The 19,304-nt window shown below is 67.0% G+C and carries 18 protein-coding genes; 12 read left to right on the top strand and 6 right to left on the bottom strand.

Annotated features, from left to right (window positions below; genetic code table 11):
- The 5 genes from D2T30_RS11900 to D2T30_RS11880 are packed head-to-tail and all read left to right on the top strand — an operon-like array spanning position 1 to position 6,146.
- Positions 1-1,347: an amidase gene (locus D2T30_RS11900; RefSeq protein ID WP_241651256.1), complete on the top strand. Its 1,347-nt coding sequence runs from the start codon at positions 1-3 to the stop codon at positions 1,345-1,347.
- A complete protein-coding gene (locus D2T30_RS11895) occupies positions 1,344-2,858 on the top strand; it encodes an ABC transporter ATP-binding protein (protein ID WP_128209049.1) in 1,515 nt (504 codons plus the stop codon). The genes D2T30_RS11900 and D2T30_RS11895 overlap by 4 nt, the downstream gene beginning before the upstream one ends.
- Positions 2,848-3,897 carry an ABC transporter permease gene (locus tag D2T30_RS11890; RefSeq protein ID WP_128209048.1) on the top strand — a complete coding sequence of 350 codons (1,050 nt, stop codon included), beginning with the start codon at positions 2,848-2,850 and terminating at the stop codon, positions 3,895-3,897. The genes D2T30_RS11895 and D2T30_RS11890 overlap by 11 nt, the downstream gene beginning before the upstream one ends.
- On the top strand, positions 3,894-4,841 hold the full coding sequence (locus D2T30_RS11885) for an ABC transporter permease (protein ID WP_128209047.1): 948 nt from the start codon (positions 3,894-3,896) through the stop codon (positions 4,839-4,841). The genes D2T30_RS11890 and D2T30_RS11885 overlap by 4 nt, the downstream gene beginning before the upstream one ends.
- A gap of 15 nt (positions 4,842-4,856) precedes the next feature.
- On the top strand, positions 4,857-6,146 hold the full coding sequence (locus D2T30_RS11880; RefSeq protein WP_128209046.1) for an amidohydrolase family protein: 1,290 nt from the start codon (positions 4,857-4,859) through the stop codon (positions 6,144-6,146).
- 151 nt (positions 6,147-6,297) lie between these two features.
- Here the strand turns inward: D2T30_RS11880 and D2T30_RS11875 are convergent, their stop codons facing one another.
- The 5 genes from D2T30_RS11875 to D2T30_RS11855 are packed head-to-tail and all read right to left on the bottom strand — an operon-like array spanning position 6,298 to position 11,524.
- A complete protein-coding gene (locus D2T30_RS11875) occupies positions 6,298-7,056 on the bottom strand; it encodes an ABC transporter ATP-binding protein (protein WP_128209045.1) in 759 nt (252 codons plus the stop codon).
- Entirely contained in the window at positions 7,053-7,883 is an 831-nt protein-coding gene (locus tag D2T30_RS11870; protein ID WP_128209044.1) for an ABC transporter ATP-binding protein, read from the bottom strand. Before D2T30_RS11870 ends, D2T30_RS11875 begins: the two co-directional genes overlap by 4 nt.
- The gene (locus tag D2T30_RS11865; protein WP_128180144.1) at positions 7,880-8,806 is read right to left on the bottom strand and encodes an ABC transporter permease; all 927 of its coding nucleotides are present in this window, start codon (positions 8,804-8,806) and stop codon (positions 7,880-7,882) included. Before D2T30_RS11865 ends, D2T30_RS11870 begins: the two co-directional genes overlap by 4 nt.
- Positions 8,803-9,870, bottom strand: coding sequence for an ABC transporter permease (locus tag D2T30_RS11860; RefSeq protein WP_128209043.1), 1,068 nt, complete (start codon positions 9,868-9,870; stop codon positions 8,803-8,805). The genes D2T30_RS11865 and D2T30_RS11860 overlap by 4 nt, the downstream gene beginning before the upstream one ends.
- A gap of 16 nt (positions 9,871-9,886) precedes the next feature.
- Entirely contained in the window at positions 9,887-11,524 is a 1,638-nt protein-coding gene (locus D2T30_RS11855; RefSeq protein ID WP_128209042.1) for an ABC transporter substrate-binding protein, read from the bottom strand.
- A gap of 640 nt (positions 11,525-12,164) precedes the next feature.
- On the opposite strand from D2T30_RS11855, the gene D2T30_RS11850 reads away from it, so the two are divergent.
- From D2T30_RS11850 to D2T30_RS11825, 6 genes are all read left to right on the top strand, one after another.
- The gene (locus D2T30_RS11850) at positions 12,165-13,601 is read left to right on the top strand and encodes an NAD-dependent succinate-semialdehyde dehydrogenase (RefSeq protein WP_128180138.1); all 1,437 of its coding nucleotides are present in this window, start codon (positions 12,165-12,167) and stop codon (positions 13,599-13,601) included.
- A gap of 193 nt (positions 13,602-13,794) precedes the next feature.
- A complete protein-coding gene (rutA, locus tag D2T30_RS11845) occupies positions 13,795-14,880 on the top strand; it encodes a pyrimidine utilization protein A (RefSeq protein ID WP_128180136.1) in 1,086 nt (361 codons plus the stop codon).
- Complete coding sequence (gene rutB / locus D2T30_RS11840; RefSeq protein ID WP_128180134.1) at positions 14,877-15,614, top strand: pyrimidine utilization protein B; 738 nt, start codon at positions 14,877-14,879, stop codon at positions 15,612-15,614. Before rutA ends, rutB begins: the two co-directional genes overlap by 4 nt.
- Positions 15,615-15,634: 20 nt before the next feature.
- The gene (rutC, locus tag D2T30_RS11835; RefSeq protein WP_277749560.1) at positions 15,635-16,018 is read left to right on the top strand and encodes a pyrimidine utilization protein C; all 384 of its coding nucleotides are present in this window, start codon (positions 15,635-15,637) and stop codon (positions 16,016-16,018) included.
- A 4-nt stretch (positions 16,019-16,022) separates the two neighbouring features.
- Positions 16,023-16,817, top strand: coding sequence for a pyrimidine utilization protein D (rutD, locus tag D2T30_RS11830; protein WP_128209041.1), 795 nt, complete (start codon positions 16,023-16,025; stop codon positions 16,815-16,817).
- A gap of 490 nt (positions 16,818-17,307) precedes the next feature.
- Complete coding sequence (locus D2T30_RS11825; protein WP_128209040.1) at positions 17,308-17,715, top strand: DoxX family protein; 408 nt, start codon at positions 17,308-17,310, stop codon at positions 17,713-17,715.
- 39 nt (positions 17,716-17,754) lie between these two features.
- On the opposite strand, the gene D2T30_RS11820 is transcribed toward D2T30_RS11825, so the two are convergent.
- Entirely contained in the window at positions 17,755-18,351 is a 597-nt protein-coding gene (locus tag D2T30_RS11820) for a cupin domain-containing protein (RefSeq protein ID WP_128209039.1), read from the bottom strand.
- A gap of 219 nt (positions 18,352-18,570) precedes the next feature.
- Here D2T30_RS11820 and D2T30_RS11815 point away from each other — a divergent pair, with 219 nt between their 5' ends.
- The gene (locus D2T30_RS11815) at positions 18,571-19,239 is read left to right on the top strand and encodes a GntR family transcriptional regulator (RefSeq protein ID WP_128180124.1); all 669 of its coding nucleotides are present in this window, start codon (positions 18,571-18,573) and stop codon (positions 19,237-19,239) included.
- Positions 19,240-19,304 lie beyond the last annotated feature (65 nt).

Here is a 19,304-nt window from a genome sequence, read left to right as displayed (position 1 = left end):
GTGACCACGCAGGACGCATCGGGGCTGGCCGGGACGATCCGCTCCGGTCGCCTGTCGCCCTCCGAGGCGATGGAGGCCGCATTGGCCGCCGCCGCCCGCCACGCGGATCTGGGCGCGATCGTGCATCTGGATGCCGCGCGCGGGCGGGCGGCGGCGCGCGATCCCGCGCCCGGTCCCTTTGCCGGAGTGCCCACGCTGGTCAAGGATCTGGGCGGGCCTTTCGCGGGCTTTCCCATGCGCGCCGGATCGCGGCTGCTGGCCGACGATCCGGGCACGGCGGATTCCGATCTGGCGGCACGGTTCCGAGCGGCCGGGCTCTGCGTCTTCGGCACCACCACCGCGCCCGAATTCGGCCTGTCGCTGGCAAGCGAGCCCGCCGTCGGCCCCATCTGCCGCAATCCTCTGGCCCCTGACCTGACGGCGGGCGGGTCCTCGGGCGGGGCCGCCGCCGCCGTCGCCGCCGGGATCGTCGCCATCGCCCATGCGACGGATGCGGGCGGCTCGATCCGGGTGCCCGCGGCCTGCTGCGGGCTGGTCGGGCTGAAGCCCGGACGCGGCAGCCTCCCCGCCGGGCCGGGATATGGCAATTACCTCGGCGGCATCGCCTCGGAACTCGCCGTCTGCCGGTCGGTGCGCGACACGGCGGCGATCTTCGCCGCTTGCCGGGGGGAGACGCGCGGCCCCTTCCCGCCCGTCGCCTATGCGCCCGAAGGCCCGCTGCGCATCGGCCTGCTGACCGAAACCGCCGATGCCCCCCGCCTTGCCGTTGTCGAAGAGGCCGCCCGCGCGCTGGAACCCCACGGCCACCGGATCGTGCCCATCGACAGCGCCGCCCTGCTGGCTGCCGCGCGCGAAAGCGCCCGGCTCTTTGCCGCCATCGTCGCGGTCAACCTCGCCACCCTGCCGCTGGATTTCGCGCAGGCGGAACCCATGACCCGCGCCGCCCGTGACCTTGGCGCCGCGATGACCGGGGCCGAGGTCTGGCGGATCACCACCGACATGGCCCTTGTCAGCCGCGACCTGTGGCGCGTTTTCGAGGGCGTGGACCTGATCCTGACCCCCATGCTCGCCGCCGCGCCGCCGCCCATCGGCTCCTTCCCGACGCGGGGCACCGACATTCAGGCGCATTTCGCCCGCATGACCGCCTTCGCACCCTTGGCCGCGCTGGCCAATATCTCGGGCTTCCCGGCGCTGACGCTGCCCTTCGGCTCGGACAAGGGCCTGCCGCTGCCGGTGCAGCTCATCGCCCCGATGGGGGGCGAGGAACGCCTGCTGGCCGCCGCCGCCCTGCTGGAACGGGAAGACCGCTGGCAACACCCCTTCGCCATAGCGGGGCTGGCCGCATGACCCCGATCCTTGAAATCGAGCATGTCAGCAAGAGCTTCGGCACCACCCGGGCGAATGACGACATCTCGCTGACGCTGGCACAGGGCGAGATCATCGCCCTTCTGGGCGAAAACGGCGCGGGCAAGACCACGCTGATGAGCATCCTTTCCGGCCATTACACCCCCGACAGTGGCATCATCCGCGTGGCGGGCGCCGTCCTGCCGCCCGGTCGGCCGCGGATGGCGATCCGGGCCGGGATCGGCATGGTCTATCAGCACTTCTCGCTCGCCCCGAACCTGACGGTTCTGGAAAACGTCATGACCGGCACCGAAAGCCTGTGGTCGCCGCGCTCGAACACCGCCGCGGGACGGGCGAAGCTCTTGGCGCTGTCGCGGAAATTCGGGCTGGCGGTCGATCCGGACGCGCGGCTTGGCGATCTGTCGGTGGGCGAACAGCAGCGGGTGGAAATCCTCAAGGCGCTGTACAATGACGTGCGGATCCTTGTGCTGGACGAACCCACCGCCGTGCTGACGAATATCGAGGCCGAGCATCTTTTCGCCACGCTCAAGGGCATGGCGCGGCAGGGGCTGTCGCTGATCTTCATCAGCCACAAGCTGCCCGAGGTGATGGCGACGGCGGACCGCATTCTGGTGCTGCGCGGCGGCAGGCTGGTGGCGGAACGCCGCGCGGCGGAAACCAGCCGCGCCGAACTGGCGGAACTCATGGTCGGCCGCGCCGTCACCCGCCCGGTGCGCGACGCGGCGACGCCGGGGGCCGTGGTGCTGGAACTGACCGATGTCACCCTGCGCGAGGCGGGCGTCAACCGGCTGAAATCCGTGGGCCTGCACCTGCGCGAAGGCGAGGTGCTGGGCATCATCGGCGTCTCCGGCAACGGGCAGAAGCCGCTTGCCGCCCTGCTGGGCGGCACCGCCCGGCGCAGCGGCGGCGAGGTGCGGCTGTTCGGCCAGCCCATCGGCAACCTGACCGTCACCGACGCCATCGCCGCAGGCATCGGCCGCATCCCCGAGGATCGCAACCACGAAGGCGTCGTGGGCGAGATGGCGATCTGGGAAAACGTCGTGCTCGAACGGATCGGGGACTATTCCCGGCACGGCTTTGTCGACCGGCAGGCGGGCATGGCGGATGCCGAGCGGATCATGGCGGAATTCGACGTGCGCGGCGGCGGGGCCGCGCGGCCGATCCGGCTGCTGTCGGGCGGCAATGTGCAAAAGCTGATCCTTGGCCGCAACCTGTCCCGCAGGCCGCGCATCCTGATCGCGGCGCAGCCCGCGCGCGGGCTTGACGAAGGGGCGGTGGCGGCGGTCCATGAACGCATCCTTGCGGCGCGGCGGGCCGGCACCGCCGTGCTGCTGATTTCCGAGGATCTTGACGAGGTGATGGCGCTGTCCGACCGGATTCAGGCGATCGTCGGCGGCCGCCTGTCGCCCCCGGTCGCGGCCGAGGGCGCCGATGCGCGCCGCCTTGGCCTGATGATGGCGGGCGACTGGATGGAGGCCGAGGATGCGTCTTGAACCCCGCGACCACCTGCCCCCGTGGCTGGCCCTCGCCACACCGCTGATCGCGGTGGCGGCGGCGCTGGCGCTCGCCGGGGGGCTGATCGCGCTGGCCGGCGCGCCGGTCCTGCGCGCCTATGGCCTGATCGTGACCGAGGCTTTCGGCTCCCGCCTCGCCGCGACGGAAACGCTGACCCGCGCCATTCCGCTGATCCTGACGGGCCTTGCCGCCGCCGTGGCCTTCCGCGCGCGGCTGTGGAACATCGGGGCCGAGGGGCAGCTTTACCTTGGCGCCGTCGCGGCGGTGACGGTCAGCAGCCTGCTGATCCCCGACTGGCCGCCCATCGTGCAGATCCCGGTGCTGCTGGTCGCCGGGGCGGCGGCGGGGATGGTGCTGCTGTTGCTGCCGCTGTGGCTGCGGCTGCGGTTTCAGGTCGATGAGGTGGTGACCACGCTGCTTTTGAACTTCGTCGCGGTGCTGTTCGTGTCGATGCTGATCGACACGGTGCTGAAGGATCCGATGGCCTTCGGCTGGCCGCAATCCCTGCCCATCTCGGACAACGGTATGCTGCCGCGGCTGGTGGCGCGCTCGCGGCTGCATGTCGGGCTGGTCATCGCCGTCGCGCTGGCACTGGTCGTGTGGTTCGTGCAGGCGCGCACCACCTTTGGCCTGCAATCGCGCGCCGCCGGACTTAGCCCGGGCGGCGCCGTCTTTGCCGGCGTGCCGCTTGGCCGGACGCTGGTTCTGGTCGCGATGATCTCGGGCGGGCTGGCCGGTCTTGCGGGCGCGGTCGAGGTGATGGGCGTCAAGGGCTACGTCACCACCGACCTGTCGCCGGGCTACGGCTATTCCGGCATCGTCGTCGCCATGCTGGCGGGGCTGAACCCTCTGGGCGTGGTCGCCGCCGCGCTGTTCACCGCGATGATGTATGTCGGCGCGGATGGCATGAGCCGCGCCATGGGCATCCCCACCTATATCGCCGATGTCACGGTGGCGCTGTCGCTGCTGTCGATGCTGGTCGCGCTGTTCTTCACCCGCTACAGGATCCGGCGATGAACGAGATGATGGACATCCTCGGCTCTGCCGGGCTCTGGGCCGCCGTGCTGCGGATCGCGACACCGTTGATCTTCGGCACCCTCGGCGCGCTGTTGTGCGAACGGGCGGGGGTACTGAATCTGGGCATCGAGGGGATCATGACCTTCGGCGCGATGGCAGGCTGGCTTGCCGTCTATCAGGGATGCGACCTGTGGACGGGGCTGCTGGTCGCGGCGATCTGCGGCGGGATCTTTGGCGCGCTGCATGCGGGACTGACGGTGACGCTTGGCCTGTCGCAGCATGTCTCGGGGCTGGGGGTGACCCTGTTCGCCGCGAGCCTGAGCTATTACCTGTTCCGGCTGATGGTGCCGGTGGCGGGCACGCCGCCGACCGTCACCCCTTTCGCGCCGGTGCATATCCCGGTGCTGTCGGACCTGCCTTTCCTTGGCGCGGCACTGTTCAACCAGACCGCGCCGACATGGCTGGCGATCGGGCTGGCCATCGCGCTGGCATGGGTGCTGTTCCGCACGCCTCTGGGCCTTGCGATCCGCATGACCGGGGAAAACCCGCAGGCGGCGGATGCGCAGGGGCTGAACCCGACCGCCCTGCGCTACGGCGCGGTGATCGCCGGATCGGCGCTGATGGCGGTGGGGGGCGCGTTCCTGACGCTGTCAGCCTTCAACAGCTTCTTCCCGACGATGGTGCAGGGGCGCGGCTGGATCTGCATCGCGCTTGTCGTCTTTGCATCATGGAGGCCGGGGCGCGCGCTTCTGGGGGCGCTCCTGTTCGCGTTCTTCGACGCTTTCCAGTTGCGCCTGCAAACGGTGCTGACCGGGGATCTGCCCTATCAGATCTTCCTGATGATCCCCTATATCCTGTCGATCGTCGCGCTGGCGGTGATGGCGCGCCGGGCACGGGTGCCGCAGGCGCTGATGAAACCCTACCGGCGCGGCGAACGCATCTGAACGAAAGGACCCGAGATGTTCGACATCATCCTGCGCAACGGCAACCTGCCCGACGGGCGCGCGGGCGTAGACCTTGGCGTGACGGGCGGCAAAATCGCCGCGATCGAAAAGCGTATCGAGGCCACCGCGCGCGAGGAAATCGACGTGACGGGCCGCCTGATCAGCCCGGCCTTCTGCGACCCGCATTTCCATCTGGATGCGACCCTCTCGCTCGGCCTGCCGCGGATGAACGTGTCGGGAACGCTGCTGGAGGGGATCGCGCTGTGGGGCGAGCTGCGCCCGACGCTGACCCGCGAGGCGCTGGTCGAACGCGCGCTGCGCTATTGCGATCTGGCCGTGTCGCAGGGGCTGTTGTTCATCCGCAGCCATGTCGACACCTCGGACCCCCGGCTGGTGACGGCCGAGGCGATGCTGGAGGTCCGCGACCGGGTGAAGGACTACATCACCCTGCAGCTCGTCGCCTTTCCGCAGGACGGCTATTACCGCGCGCCCGAGGGGGCAAAGTCGCTGGAACGCGCGCTGGACATGGGGATCGACGTCGTGGGCGGCATCCCGCATTTCGAGCGCACGATGGAGGACGGGCGGCGTTCGCTCGAAGCCCTTTGCCGGATCGCGGCCGAACGCGGCCTGCCCGTCGACATCCATTGCGACGAGACCGACGATCCGATGTCGCGCCATATCGAGACGCTGACCGCCGAGACGATCCGCCACGGGCTTCAGGGGCGGGTGAACGGCTCGCACCTGACCTCGATGCATTCGATGGACAATTACTATGTGTCGAAGCTTATCCCGCTGATGGCCGAGGCGCGGATCAACGCCACCCCCAACCCGCTGATCAACATCATGTTGCAGGGTCGCCACGATACCTATCCCAAGCGGCGCGGCCTGACCCGGGTGCGCGAGTTGATGGAGGCCGGGGTGAACGTTTCGCTCGGTCAGGATTGCTGCATGGACCCGTGGTATTCGATGGGTTCGGCCGACATGGTCGAGGTCGCGCATATGGCGGTGCATGTCGGCCAGATGGGTGGGATCGAGGACAAGAAGCGCATCTACGACGCGATCACCGTGAATTCCGCCCGCACGATGGAATTGCCGGGCTACGGGGTCGAGGTCGGCTGCAACGCCGATCTGGTGGTGTTGCAGGCAGCCGATGTGGTCGAGGCGATCCGGCTGAAACCCGCGCGGCTTTATGTGCTGAAGGCCGGCAAGGTCATCAGCCGCACCCTGCCGCGGGTATCTTTGCTGTCGCTGGAAGGCCGCCCGGCCGAGGTGGATCCGGGCCGGGATTACGTGCCCGGCGTCTGAGCCGGTGGTGAGGGAGAGAGGGGGCCAGCCCCCTCGCCCGTTCCGGGCTCACCCCCGGGATATTTATGGAAAAACGACGGCAGGAAGGGCGCTTCGGGTGGGATCGAGGGCGCGCGGATGTGGCGTATCCGGAGTTTCGCGCCCTCGCCTTTCAGACCGTTTCCGGGCGGACGAAGCCCTTGCTCGCCACCATCAGGTGGCGGGTGTAGTCGGTCGTCACCACGCCCCGCGCCAGATCGGCGGCGGCGACTTCCTCGACGATCCGGCCGCCCTGCATGACGGCGAGCCTTTCGCACATATGGGTGACCACGCCCAGATCGTGGCTGACCATGACGAAGGTCAGCCCGCGTTCGCCCCGCACCTGTTCGAGGAGGTTCAGCACCTCGGCCTGCACCGAGGCGTCGAGCGCCGAGGTCGGTTCGTCCAGCAGCAGGATTTCCGGTTCGAGGATCAGCGCGCGGGCGATGGCGATGCGCTGACGCTGCCCGCCCGACATCTGATGCGGATAGCGGAAGCGGAAGGAGGGGCCGAGCCCGACCTCGTCCAGCGCGCGGCGGATGCGGGCGTCGGTATCGGTGAAACCGTGGATCGCCAGCGGTTCGAGCAGCGCGCGGTCCACCGTCTGGCGCGGGTGCAGCGATCCGTAGGGATCCTGAAATACCATCTGCACCTTGTGGTAGAAGTCGCGCGACCGGCGCCCGCCCTGCATCGTCTCGCCCGCCACGGTGATCTCGCCCGCGTCCACCGGCGCGAGCCCCGCCACCGCGCGCAGAAGCGTCGACTTGCCCGAACCGGATTCGCCCACCAGCCCGAAGGACGCCCCGGGCGCCACCGAGATGCTGACATCATCAAGCGCGAGGTAATCGTCGAACCGCACCCTGAGGTGCGCAACACTCAGGATCGCGGTCATTGCGCCCACTCCGGCTTGCGGTCAAGAACGGGCAGGGGATGGCGATCCTCGCCCAGTTTCGGCACGCAGTCGATCAGGCCGCGCGTATAGGGATGTTTCGCGTGGGCGAGGTCTCCGGCGGCGATTTCCTCGACCACCCGGCCCGCATACATGACCAGCACCCTGTCGCAGAAGGACGACACCAGCCGCAGGTCGTGGCTGATGAAGATCAGCCCCATGCCGCGGTCGCGCACCAGCCGGTCGAGGATCGACAGGACTTCGAGCTGCACGGTCACGTCCAGGGCCGAGGTCGGTTCGTCCGCGATCAGCATCTCGGGCCCGGCGATCAGCATCATGGCGATCATCACGCGCTGCCCCATGCCGCCCGATACCTCGTGCGGGTAGAGGTCGTAGACCCGTTCCGGATCGCGGATCTGCACGGCTTCCAGCATTTCGAGGGCGCGGCGGCGCGCCTCGTCCCCCGGAACGCGGGCATGGGTGCGCAGGGTTTCCACGATCTGTTTGCCGATGGTCATCACCGGATCGAGCGAATATTTCGGATCCTGCAACACCATCGCGATGCGCCCACCGCGCAGCGACCGGCGCTGGCGGGCCGAGGCGCGCAACAGGTCGATCCCGGCATAGTCCAGCCGGTCCGCCGTGATCAGCGCCGAGGGCGGCGTCAGCCCCATGATCGCGCGGCCCGTCTGCGACTTGCCCGAGCCGCTTTCGCCCACGATCCCCAGCCGTTCCCGGCCAAGGGTGAAGGAGACGCCGCGCACCGCCTCGACCAGACCCGTGCGGGTCGGGTAATGGACCTTGAGGTTTTCCACCGTCAGCAGGGTCATTTGCCGGCCTCCCGCGGATCGAGCGCATCGCGCAGCCCATCGCCCAGCAGGTTGAAGCCGAGGCTGACGATCACGATGGCGATGCCGGGCATCGTCGCCACCCACCACTGGTCGAGGATGTAGAGCCGGCCCGAGGCGATCATCGCCCCCCATTCCGGCAAGGGCGGCTGCGCCCCGAGGCCGAGGAAGCCAAGCCCCGCCGCCGTCAGGATGATCCCCGCCATGTCGAGCGTCACCCGCACGATCAGCGAAGACAGGCACATCGGCATGATGTGCCGGATCACGATCCGCGCCGGGCTCGCCCCCATCAGCCGCACCGCGGCGATGTAATCCGAATTGCGCACGCCCATCGCCTCGGCCCGCGCCATGCGGGCATAGGGCGGCCAGGAGGTGATGGCGATGGCCAGCACCGCATTCTCGATCCCCGGGCCGAGGGCGGCGACGAAGGCCATGGCCAGCACCAGTTTCGGGAAGGCGAGGAAGATGTCGGTGATCCGCATCAGCACGGCATCGATCCAGCCGCCGGCATAGCCCGCAACCGCGCCGACCAGCAGACCCAGAGGCGCGGCGATGATCGCCACCAGCACCACCACCATCAGCGTCAGCCGCGAGCCGTGGATCAGCCGCGACAGGATGTCCCGCCCCTGACTGTCGGTCCCCAGCAGGTAGCCATCCGTCCCCGGCGGCAGCAGCCGCGCATTGGCCAGATCCCCGACGAAGGGCGAGCGCGGCGCAAGCCACGGCGCGAACAGCGCCACCAGCAGCAGCCCCAGAATGACGGCCAGACCCACCAGCGCCAGCCGGTTCGCCGAAAAGCTCAGCCAGATCATGTAGGCGCGCCCGAGCCGCGCTTGCAGCCGCGAGGCGGGCTGATTGCTCAGCAGCCAGTCGCGCCGGCTCTGGAATTGGGAGATGTCGGTCATTTCACCCGCGTCCTCGGATCAAGCGTCCGGTAGAGGAAATCGGAAAACAGGTTGAGCGCGATGAACACCGAGCCGATCACGATCGTCCCGCCCAGAACCGCGTTCATGTCGGCGTTCTGCAGCGAGTTGGTGATGTAGAGCCCGAGCCCCGGCCACGAGAATACCGTTTCCGTCAGCACCGATCCTTCGAGCAGCCCGGCATAGGACAGCGCCACAACGGTCACCAGCGGCACGGCCGCGTTGCGCAGCGCGTGAAACCAGATGATCCGCTGTTCCGACAGGCCCTTGGCGCGGGCGGCGACGATATATTCCTGCCCGAGTTCGTTCAGCATGAACGAGCGCGTCATCCGGCTGATATAGGCGAGCGAGAAATACCCAAGCAGACAGCCCGGCAGGACGATATGGCGGAACACGTCCCAGGCCACGTCCCATTCGCGCTGGATCAGGGCGTCGAACAGCAGCATCCCGGTGATCGGGGTGAAAGTGTATTCATAGGTGACGTCGATCCGCCCCGGAAAGGCGACCCAGTGCAGCTTGGCGTAGAACAGCACCAGCCCCAGAAGCGCCAGCCAGAAGATCGGGATCGAATAGCCCGCAAGGCCGATCAGCCGCACGACCTGATCGGTGATCGAGCCGCGCTTCACCGCCGCCAGAACCCCCAGCGGAATGCCGATCGCGGTGCCGACGATGGTGCCGAAGGTCGCCAGTTCCAGCGTCGCGGGAAAGACCCGCATCACGTCTTCCAGAACCGGGCGCGAGGTCAGGACCGAATTGCCCAGATTGCCCGACAGCACCTGTTTCAGATACAGCAGGAATTGCTGCCACAGCGGCAGGTCGAGCCCCATTTCCGCCCGCACCCGCGCGATGGCGGAGGCCGGCGCCCGGTCCCCCAGAACCGCCAGCACCGGGTCCACCGGCACGACACGCCCGATGAAGAAGGTGACGGCAAGCAGCCCCAGATAGGTGGTGAGGATCACCACGGCGAAACGCAGCACACCCGAAAGCGGCTTCAGGAACCGGGCGCGTCGGCGCCCGGATCCCTCGGTGGCATCAATGACCGCCATGCCTCAGCCCTGCCGGTCAGTTCTTCGAGACATTGGTGAGGTAGTTGGAATCGAAGGTCGGCCCGAGCTTGTATCCCTCGACCTTGTTCGACACGCCGGCCACCTCGACCTGTTGCCAGATGAAGGCGAAGGGGCTGTCCGCAAGCACCTTGCGCTGGATGTCCTCATAGATCGCGGCACGCTTTTCCGTATCGCTTTCCAGCAGCGCCGCATCGGTCTGCTTCGACAGCTCCGGCAGATCCCAGGCGTTGCGCCAGGCCGAAGTCTTCAGCGGGCTGTCGTCCGAATTGTCGGCGTTGTAGGCGAAGGTCTGCGCGTTCGAGTTCGGATCCCAGTAGTCCGAGCCCCACTGACCGATGTAGATGTCGTGGTTGCGGGCGCGATACTTGGTCAGCGTCTGCTTGCCGTCGCCGGGGATGATCTCGATCTTCACGCCCGCCTGCGCGGCGGTCTGCTGGATCGATTCCGCGACGCCCGACACCGGCTGGGTGGAGCGCACGTCCATCGTGACCGAGAAGCCGTCCGGCAGGCCGGCCTTGGCCAGCAGTTCCTTGGCCTTCGCCACGTCGAGCTTGTAGGGCGTGTCCTCGATCGCGCCAAGCTGTCCGGTCGGCAGGAAGGTCTGGTGGATCACCCCCACGCCCTTCAGCAGCGTGCTGCCGATCGCATCATAGTCGATCAGGTATTTCATTGCCTCGTCGACCTCGGGCTTCGCGAGGTTCGGGTTCTTCTGGTTGAAGCTGATGTAGTAGATCGTGCCCTTCGGCGCGCTGTCGAGCGTCAGGTTCGGGTTGTTCTCGATCGCGTTCAGATCGTTCGGATCAAGGTTCCGCGCCACGTCGATATCGCCCGATTCCAGCGCCAGACGCTGCGCCGAGCTTTCCTTCATGTGGCGGTAGATCACGCGGGCGAGCTTCGGCTTTTCGCCGGTATAATTGTCGTTGCGTTCCAGCACGACCGCCTCGTTCGCCTTCCAGACGCGGGTGACGAAGGGGCCGGAGCCGGCATAGCCGGTCTTGAGGAATTCGTTGCCGAAATCGGTGTCATAGGCATATTCGGCCGAGGGCGTCACCGCCTTGGCCTTCGACAGCACGAGTTCCTTGTCAACGACCGCGCCCGGCGTCGCCGACAGCACGTTCAGCACGAAGCTCGGCGCATAGGGCTTGTCTACGGTCATCTCGAAGGTTTCCGGATCGACCGCGCGGGCCTTTTCGGCCACGTTCTCGCCGCTCAGCCCAAGCTGGGTGAACAGGAAGCCCGGGCTCTTGTCCAGCTTCACCACACGCTCGATCGAAAAGGCCACGTCCTCCGCCGTCAGCGGATTGCCCGAGGCGAATTTGACGCCGGGCTTCAGCTTGAACGTATAGGTCATGCCGTCATCCGAGACGGTCCAGCTTTCGGCGAGATCGGGCACCACTTTCGAGGTATCCTCGGGGTCCAGCCGCACCAGCAGGCTGTAGCTGTTCGAGGTGATCTCGGCGGTCGAAAGCTCGAACGCCTCGGCGGGGTCGAGGCTGATGATGTCGTCGATCGCGAAGGCTTCGACGAGCGTGTCCTTCGGCGTGTCCGCAAGAGCCGGCATCCCTGCCGCCAGCGCGATGAGGCAGGCGCTTGCCGAGAGCCGCGCGATGGTCTTGCGCAATTGCATGGTCATTGTTGGTTACCCCTGTTGCTTCCGGGCGCCGGTCCCGGCGTCCCCTGCTGCATCTTTCGCGGCGGAAGGGCCGACGCTTCGCATGACGTTAGCGTGGTTGTCACAGAGCCTCAATATATTGCTGCACCCGCCGGGGTGGGGCGCTGCATTCCGCCGCAGGTTCCGCCCGACAGGACTTCCCTGCCCGGCGCTCTCCAATCTAAAAAGTCACAAAAAGACGGAGATCATTGACGGATGGCTTCGTTGCGGGCGGCGGATGCCGTGATCCCCATCCGGGGCGACGCGCCGATCCTGACGGCCGGGCCACCGCTGAAAATGCCCGCTTCGGGCGGGCGCCGGGACGGATACATGCTGCCTCCACATACGGGAGAAGGCGATGGCGAACCTGACAAGAACCGACCGTGGAAACCTGTCCGAACAGGTCTGTTCGGTGATCCGCGGCGCACTGATGGATGCGGCCCGCTGACCGTCGCCACCGGCTCGAACGAAACGGCGGTGCGTCTGGGGATATCCCGGTCGCTCGATCCAAGATCGCTGGCGGGCAGCCGGCGGAATCTGACTTCTGCCGCGGCAAGGGGCTTGCGTCCCGCCGGTGCGCCCGCAACTGTCGCATCGAATGCGAATCCAGCAGGAGGCGAACATGAGCTATCCGGACACCCAACTTTTCATCGGCGGAACCTGGCGCGACGCGCTTGACGGCCGCACGATCGACGTCATCGACCCGGCGACCGGCAGCGCCATCGGCAAGGTCGCCCATGCGGCCAAGGCGGATCTGGACCTTGCGCTCGACGCGGCGGCAAAGGCGTTTCCGGGCTGGGCCGCGACCTCGGCCTTCGACCGTTACAAGCTGATGCGCAAGGCGGCGGGGCTGCTGCGCGACCGCGCCGATGAAATCGCCGCCATCATGACCGCCGAACAGGGCAAGCCGCTGGCCGAGGCCAAGGGCGAGACCCTCTCCGCCGCCGATGTGATCGACTGGTTCGCCGAGGAGGCGCGCCGCACCTATGGTCAGGTGATCCCCGCCCGGCGCGGCGGCGTCACGCAGCTGACGATCCGCCAGCCCGTCGGCCCCGTCGCCGCCTTCACGCCGTGGAACTTCCCGATCAATCAGGTGGTGCGCAAGCTGTCCGCCGCCGTCGCCGCGGGCTGTTCGATCATCGTCAAGGCGCCCGAGGAAACGCCGGCCTCCCCCGCCGCGATGATCCGCTGCTTTGCCGATGCGGGCATTCCGGAAGGGGTCATCAACCTCGTCTACGGCGACCCGGCCGAGATCTCGTCCTACCTGATCCCGCATCCGGTGATCGCCAAGATCTCGTTCACCGGCTCGACCCCGGTGGGCAAGCAGCTCGCCTCGCTCGCCGGGCTGCACATGAAGAAGGCGACGATGGAGCTGGGCGGCCATGCGCCGGTGCTGGTCTTCGACGACGTGGATGTGGATGCGGTGGCCCAGCTGATGGCCGGCCACAAGTTCCGCAACGCCGGGCAGGTCTGCGTCTCGCCCACCCGGTTCCTTGTGCAGAACGACATCGCCGACGCCTTCACCGAACGTTTCGCCGACATCGCGGGCAAGCTGCGCGTCGGACCGGGGTCCGATCCGAACAGCCAGATGGGGCCTCTGGCCAACGAACGCCGCATCCCGGCGCTGGAACGGATGATCGCCGATGCGGTCGACAAGGGCGGGCGGCTGGTCACCGGCGGCCACCGGATCGGCAACGAGGGCTGGTTCTTTGAACCCACCGTCCTTGCCGACGTGCCGGTGACGGCCGAGGTGATGAACGAGGAGCCCTTCGGCCCCCTCGCCGTCATCAACCGCTTCGACACCGCCGACGCCGCCATCGCCGAGGCGAACCGCCTGCGCTACGGCCTTGCGGCCTATGCCTTCACGCAGGACATCGCCACCGCGAACCGGCTGCAGAACGAGGTGCGCTCGGGCATGCTGACGATGAACCATCTGGGCCTCGCGCTGCCCGAGGTGCCGTTCGGCGGCATCCTCGATTCCGGCATCGGCACCGAGGGCGGGTCCGAGGCGATCGACGCCTATCTGGACACCCGTTTCGTCACCCGGCTCGACGCCTGACGGCATCTGGCGACTGCCTGACAGTTGCGCAGGGCGGCCCCGGAAAGCCCGAATATCGGGCAGGGCCGCCCTGAACATATCCCCCAGACGCATTTTTTATCACATAGTCAAAAATCATTCTTTTCGCCGCGCCGCGACGGCGCCTACCCTTCTGTCAGACCGCTGAAACGGCGACCAACAGGAGGTGCAACACATGGAAGTCGGAGTTTTCATCCCGATCGGCAACAACGGCTGGCTGATTTCCGAGACCTCGCCGCAATACAAGCCGAGCTTCGAGCTGAACAAGGAAATCACCCTGAAGGCCGAGGGCTACGGGTTCGATTTCGCGCTGTCGATGATCAAGCTGCGCGGCTTTGGCGGCAAGACGGAATTCTGGGACTACAACCTTGAATCCTTCACGCTGATGGCCGGGCTTGCCGCGGTCACGTCGAAGATCAAGCTGTTCGGCACGGCGGCAACGCTGGTGATGCCGCCCGCCATCGTGGCGCGGATGGCGACGACGATCGATTCCATCTCGGGCGGGCGGTTCGGGGTGAATCTGGTGACCGGCTGGCAAAGGCCGGAATACAGCCAGATGGGCCTGTGGCCCGGCGACGACTATTTCGGCGACCGCTACCAATACCTGACCGAATACACCACGGTGCTGAAGGAACTGCTGACCACCGGCGAGTCGGACTTCAAGGGCCAGTTCTTCCAGATGGACGACTGCCACATGAAACCCGTGCCGCAGGGCGATGTGAAGCTGATCTGCGCGGGGTCGTCGGACAAGGGGCTCGCCTTCTCGGCCAAATTCGCGGATTACAGCTTCTGCTTCGGGGCGGGGATCAACACGCCGCAGGCCTTTGCGCCGACGAACGAACGGCTGCTGGCCGCGACGGCCAAGACCGGGCGGGACGTGCGGTCCTTCGTGCTCACCATGGTCATCGCCGAGGAGACCTCGGAAGAGGCCTGGGCGAAGTGGGAACATTACAAGGCCGGCGCCGATCAGGACGCCATCGCCTGGATGGGTCTGCAAAGCCAGGCCGACAAGACCTCGGGCAGCGATACCAACGTGCGGCACATGACGCAGCCGGTCTCGGCGGTGAATTTCAACATGGGCACGATCATCGGATCTTTTGAGGAAGTGGCCGCCATGCTGGATGAAATGGGCGAGGTGCCCGGCACCGGGGGCGTCATGCTGACCTTCGACGATTTCCTCGAAGGCATCGACAAGTTCGGCAAATACGTCCAGCCGCTGATGAAATCGCGCCAGCACATCTATGCGGAGGCGGCGGAATGACCACCGAGACCGTCGTCGACACCACACAGGGCCGCAAGGGGCGCAAGATCACCCTGCCCGCCCGGCCCGAGGCGCTGGTGATCGACCCCGACGACACCGCCGTCATCGTGGTGGACATGCAGAACGCCTATTCGACCGAGGGCGGCTATGTCGACATCGCCGGCTTCGACATCTCGGGCGCGAAATCGGTGATCGAGAACATCCGCCTGACGCTGGATGCCGCGCGCGCCGCGGGGGTTCCGGTGATCTATTTCCAGAACGGCTGGGACAGCGATTACGTCGAGGCGGGTGGCCCCGGTTCGCCCAACTGGCACAAGTCGAACGCGCTGAAATACATGCGCGCGCATCCCGACCGGCAGGGCGAGCTGCTGTCCAAGGGCGGCTGGGACTATGCCATCGTCGATGAGCTGACCCCGCAACCCGGCGATATCGTCGTGCCAAAGACGCGCTATTCGGGCTTCTTCAATTCGACGATGGATTCGACGCTGCGCGCCCGTGGCATCCGCAACCTGATCTTCGTCGGCATCGCCACGAATGTCTGCGTCGAAAGCTCGATCCGCGACGCCTTCCATCTGGAATATTTCCCGGTGGTGCTGGAGGATGCGACGCATCACCTCGGCCCGCAGTTCATGCAGGACGCGGCGATCTACAATATCGAGAAATTCTTCGGCTGGGTGTCCACCACCGCCGATTTCAGCGGTGCGATCCGCCAGATCGCCCCCGAGAACCAGTAACAGGAGATCCGGAAATGCCCATGGAAATCGTCGTTCCCGCTGGCAGCGGCAAGCCGCTTGCACCCTATTCGCCCGGCACGCTGGCGGATGGGGTGGTCTATGTCTCGGGCACGCTGCCTTTCGACAAGGACAACAACGTGGTCCATCTGGACGATCCGAAGGCGCAGACGCGGCATGTGCTCGACATCATCAAATCGGTGATCGAGGCGGCGGGCGGCACCATGGCCGATGTGACGATGAACCATGTCTTCGTCACCGACTGGGCCAATTACGGCGCGGTGAACGAGGTCTATGCCGAATATTTCCCCGGCGACAAACCGGCGCGTTACTGCGTCAAGGTCGAGCTGGTGAAGCCCGGCGCGCTGGTCGAGATCGCAACGGTCGCGCATATCGGCAAGAAGTGATCCGATGAAGTTCGACATTCTGGACGGGCCGTCGCCCGAGGCGGAAACGGTGCTGCTGTCCTCGGGCCTTGGCGGTTCGGCGGGCTATTGGGCGCCGCAGATCGAGGCGCTGCGGGCGCGGTTCCGCGTCGTGACCTACGACCATCGCGGCTGCGCCCGCACCGGCGGCACCGTGCCCGAGGGCACCACCATCGCCGACATGGCTGACGATGTGATCGAGGTGATGCGGGCCTCGGGCACCCCGCGCGCGCATTTCATCGGCCATGCGCTTGGCGGGCTGATGGGGCTGGACCTCGCGCTGCGCGAACCCGACCGGATCGCCAGCCTCGTGCTGATCAACGCATGGAGCCGCGCCGACGCGCATTCCGGGCGGTGTTTCGACGTGCGGCTGGCGTTGTTGCGCGATACCGGCGTCGAGGCATTTCTCAAGGCGCAGCCGCTGTTCCTCTATCCCGCCGAATGGATGGCCCGGAACGCCGCCCGGCTGGCGGAAGAGGAAGCGCATGGGATCGCGCATTTTCAGGGTGCCGGGAACATCACCCGCCGCATCGCCGCGCTGCGCGCCTTCGACGTGGACGACAGGCTGGCCGAGGTCGCGGCGCCGGTGCTGATCGTCGCCAGCCGCGACGACATGCTGGTGCCGTGGTCGCGGTCGGTGCGGCTGGCCGAGGGCATCCCCGGTGCCCGGCTGGTGCTGGAACCCGAGGGCGGCCATGCCCTCAACGTCACCAGTCCCGCCCGGTTCAACCGGGTGATTGGCGATTTCTTCGACGGTCTCGGGAGTGTCGAGGCGGTCTGATCGGGACAGGTCCTGATCCATCCCGGTCTGATGGGATCTGCCGGGTGAGGTTCAGGAACCGTTGATACAGACGGAGGGCGGGTCAGGGGGCCAGCCCCCTCGCGCGTACCGCGCTCACCCCCGGGATATTTTTGGAAAGATGATGGGAGGAAGGCCGGGGCAGTTGGTTCGGCCGCGCCAGACCGTGGAGCGGTGGAGCGGTGGAGCGGTGGAGCGGTGGAGCGGTGGAGCGGTGGAGCGGTGGAGCGGTGGAGCGGTGGAGCGGTGGAGCGGTGGAGCGGTGGAGCGGTGGAGCGGTGGAGCGGTGGAGCTTGGTCGCCCATTCGGAACGGAATGGCGATAGTCATTCAACGAGTTCGCCATATCGTTCCTGATCCCCGATGCGCATAGTCACTCCATCAGAACGGGGCACCCGAAGTCCGGGTTTGCCCCGTTGCACCCATCCCGCGCCGGGCATCGCCCGGTCCTGCGGGCCTCGAAGGAGATTGACATGATCGACACGAAATACGCCCCCTATGCGGCGCTCGTCCTGCGCGTCCTGACGGGCGTGCTGTTCATCATCCACGGGCTGACGAAAGTCTTTGTCTTCACCCCCGCCGGCACCGCCGGATATTTCCAGTCGCTCGGGCTGCCGGGCTTTCTGGGCTATGTCGCGATCGCGCTTGAGCTGGTCGGTGGGGTCGCGCTGATCCTTGGCGTCTACAGCCGGATCTTTGCGGTGATCTTCGGCGTCCACCTGCTGGGCGCGGCGCTTTTCGGTCATGCGCAGAACGGCTTCAGCTTCGCCGCGCCGAATGGCGGCGGCTGGGAATATCCGGTGATGTGGGCCGTGGTGATGTTCGCGCTGGCGCTGCTGGGCGACGGGGCCAAGGCGCTGCGCCCGACCACGCGGATCTGACACGGCGATCCCGGCGCCGCGGGGCGCCGGGGTCCCGCCTCAGCCGCGATGCCAGTAGGTCGTCAGCGGCGGTTCCATGCCATTCACCGGATCGCTGTCCGGGAAGGGCAATGTGGCCATCCGGTCGAGCATGTCCTGCGTCGCGCCCTCGCGGCACAGGTCCGGGCTCTGCCCCGGCGGATAGCCGCCCACCACCAGAAAACCGGGCGTCGAGGATTGCTTGAAATGCCCGGTCCCGGTCGGCAGCAGGGCGACATCGCCGGCATTCACCTCGACCTCCTGCCCGCCCGGACCGCCAAGGATCAGCCGCGCGCTGCCGCCCGCGAAGCCCAGCACCTCATGCGCCGTCGAGTGGTAATGGTGGAAGGTGAAGACCCCGTTGCGCCATGCGGCAGGCCATCCATTCCGGTCGAAGAGCGCCTCGAAATTCGCCGCCGGGTCCGGCCCGGACAGATCCACCGCCCCGCGATACAGCAGCACCGGCAGGCGCGGATTGTTCGGCATCCAGCCGTTGGGTTCCAGTTGCAGCACCTCGGGCGATACCGCCGGCGCGGCGAAAGCGGAGGCAGGCGACAACAGCCCGGTGATGCCGACCCCCGCAAGACCGGCGTTGAAACCCCTTCTTCTGACAGCCATCTGGCAGCTCCTGTTTCCGTCGCGGCCGCATATGGCCGCGAATGAGCCCTCCCGTTTCCTCGGGGATTTCCCCCGGCGGCCGCCCGGTCCGAGCCTGCGGATCGGGGGCGCTGTCACGATCCTCCTCCCGCCGGGCGCGGTCAACCGCCTGCCGCCCCATGCGTCGGGTGTCGCGCAAGATTGATCGACAATCCCCGCCCGGCAAATTATCTGTGAAACATGACGGTAAAATCGGAAGAAACCCTGGCCGCCCGCATCAGCCGCACCTTGGCGGAGCGGATCATCGCCGGCGAGATCGCGCCCGGCGCGCGGCTTCGGCAGGATCACATCGCCGCCGAATTCGGCGCGAGCCATGTCCCCGTGCGCGAGGCCTTTCGCCGGCTGGAGGCGCAGGGTCTGGCCGTCAGCGAACCGCGCCGGGGCGTGCGTGTGGCCGCCTTCGACCTCTCCGAGGTCAAGGAAGTCGCCGAAATGCGCGCGGCGCTGGAGGTGCTGGCCCTGCGCCATGCCCTGCCGCATCTGACGCCCGCGATCATCGATGCCGCCGAGGAAGCCACGAAGGCCGGCGACAATTCCCGCGATGTCCGGTCGTGGGAAGAGGCGAACCGCCGCTTTCACCGCCTGATCCTCGAACCCTGCGGGATGCCGCGCCTGCTCGCCTCGATCGACGATCTGCACGCGGCCAGCGCGCGCTTCCTGTTCGCCGCATGGCAATCGGATTGGGAGGCGCGGACCGATCACGACCACCGCACCATCCTGACGGCCTTGCGCCGGGGCGATACCGAAACCGCGCTGTCGACGCTGGCGCGGCATGTGCAATGGATCGGCCACCGCCCGATTCCCGTCGCCGGCGGGCGCAAACGGGATGCTTTCGCCATCGTTGGATAAATTATCTATATAATTCTTGCCAACTGCACCATCTTGTGGATTCATCGTAGATAACCGTTTCAATT

The sequence above is a fragment of the Paenirhodobacter populi genome (genome assembly GCF_004022215.1).
Classification (GTDB): Bacteria; Pseudomonadota; Alphaproteobacteria; order Rhodobacterales; family Rhodobacteraceae; genus Rhodobacter; species Rhodobacter populi.
Note: the sequence above shows the minus strand (reverse complement) of the source record. Positions and strands in the feature narration are given on the sequence as shown.

Bases quoted from the DNA above. Each gene is read 5' to 3' on its own strand.
- D2T30_RS11825 (WP_128209040.1), top strand. From the start codon at position 17,308: ATGATCGACACGAAATACGCCCCCTATGCGGCGCTCGTCCTGCGCGTC.
- rutD (WP_128209041.1), top strand. From the start codon at position 16,023: ATGAAGTTCGACATTCTGGACGGGCCGTCGCCCGAGGCGGAAACGGTG.
- rutB (WP_128180134.1), top strand. From the start codon at position 14,877: ATGACCACCGAGACCGTCGTCGACACCACACAGGGCCGCAAGGGGCGC.
- rutA (WP_128180136.1), top strand. From the start codon at position 13,795: ATGGAAGTCGGAGTTTTCATCCCGATCGGCAACAACGGCTGGCTGATT.
- D2T30_RS11880 (WP_128209046.1), top strand. From the start codon at position 4,857: ATGTTCGACATCATCCTGCGCAACGGCAACCTGCCCGACGGGCGCGCG.
- D2T30_RS11870 (WP_128209044.1), bottom strand. From the start codon at position 7,883: ATGACCCTGCTGACGGTGGAAAACCTCAAGGTCCATTACCCGACCCGC.
- rutC (WP_277749560.1), top strand. From the start codon at position 15,635: ATGGAAATCGTCGTTCCCGCTGGCAGCGGCAAGCCGCTTGCACCCTAT.
- D2T30_RS11855 (WP_128209042.1), bottom strand. From the start codon at position 11,524: ATGACCATGCAATTGCGCAAGACCATCGCGCGGCTCTCGGCAAGCGCC.
- D2T30_RS11865 (WP_128180144.1), bottom strand. From the start codon at position 8,806: ATGACCGACATCTCCCAATTCCAGAGCCGGCGCGACTGGCTGCTGAGC.
- D2T30_RS11815 (WP_128180124.1), top strand. From the start codon at position 18,571: ATGACGGTAAAATCGGAAGAAACCCTGGCCGCCCGCATCAGCCGCACC.
- D2T30_RS11820 (WP_128209039.1), bottom strand. From the start codon at position 18,351: ATGGCTGTCAGAAGAAGGGGTTTCAACGCCGGTCTTGCGGGGGTCGGC.
- D2T30_RS11890 (WP_128209048.1), top strand. From the start codon at position 2,848: ATGCGTCTTGAACCCCGCGACCACCTGCCCCCGTGGCTGGCCCTCGCC.
- D2T30_RS11850 (WP_128180138.1), top strand. From the start codon at position 12,165: ATGAGCTATCCGGACACCCAACTTTTCATCGGCGGAACCTGGCGCGAC.
- D2T30_RS11895 (WP_128209049.1), top strand. From the start codon at position 1,344: ATGACCCCGATCCTTGAAATCGAGCATGTCAGCAAGAGCTTCGGCACC.
- D2T30_RS11860 (WP_128209043.1), bottom strand. From the start codon at position 9,870: ATGGCGGTCATTGATGCCACCGAGGGATCCGGGCGCCGACGCGCCCGG.
- D2T30_RS11875 (WP_128209045.1), bottom strand. From the start codon at position 7,056: ATGACCGCGATCCTGAGTGTTGCGCACCTCAGGGTGCGGTTCGACGAT.
- D2T30_RS11885 (WP_128209047.1), top strand. From the start codon at position 3,894: ATGAACGAGATGATGGACATCCTCGGCTCTGCCGGGCTCTGGGCCGCC.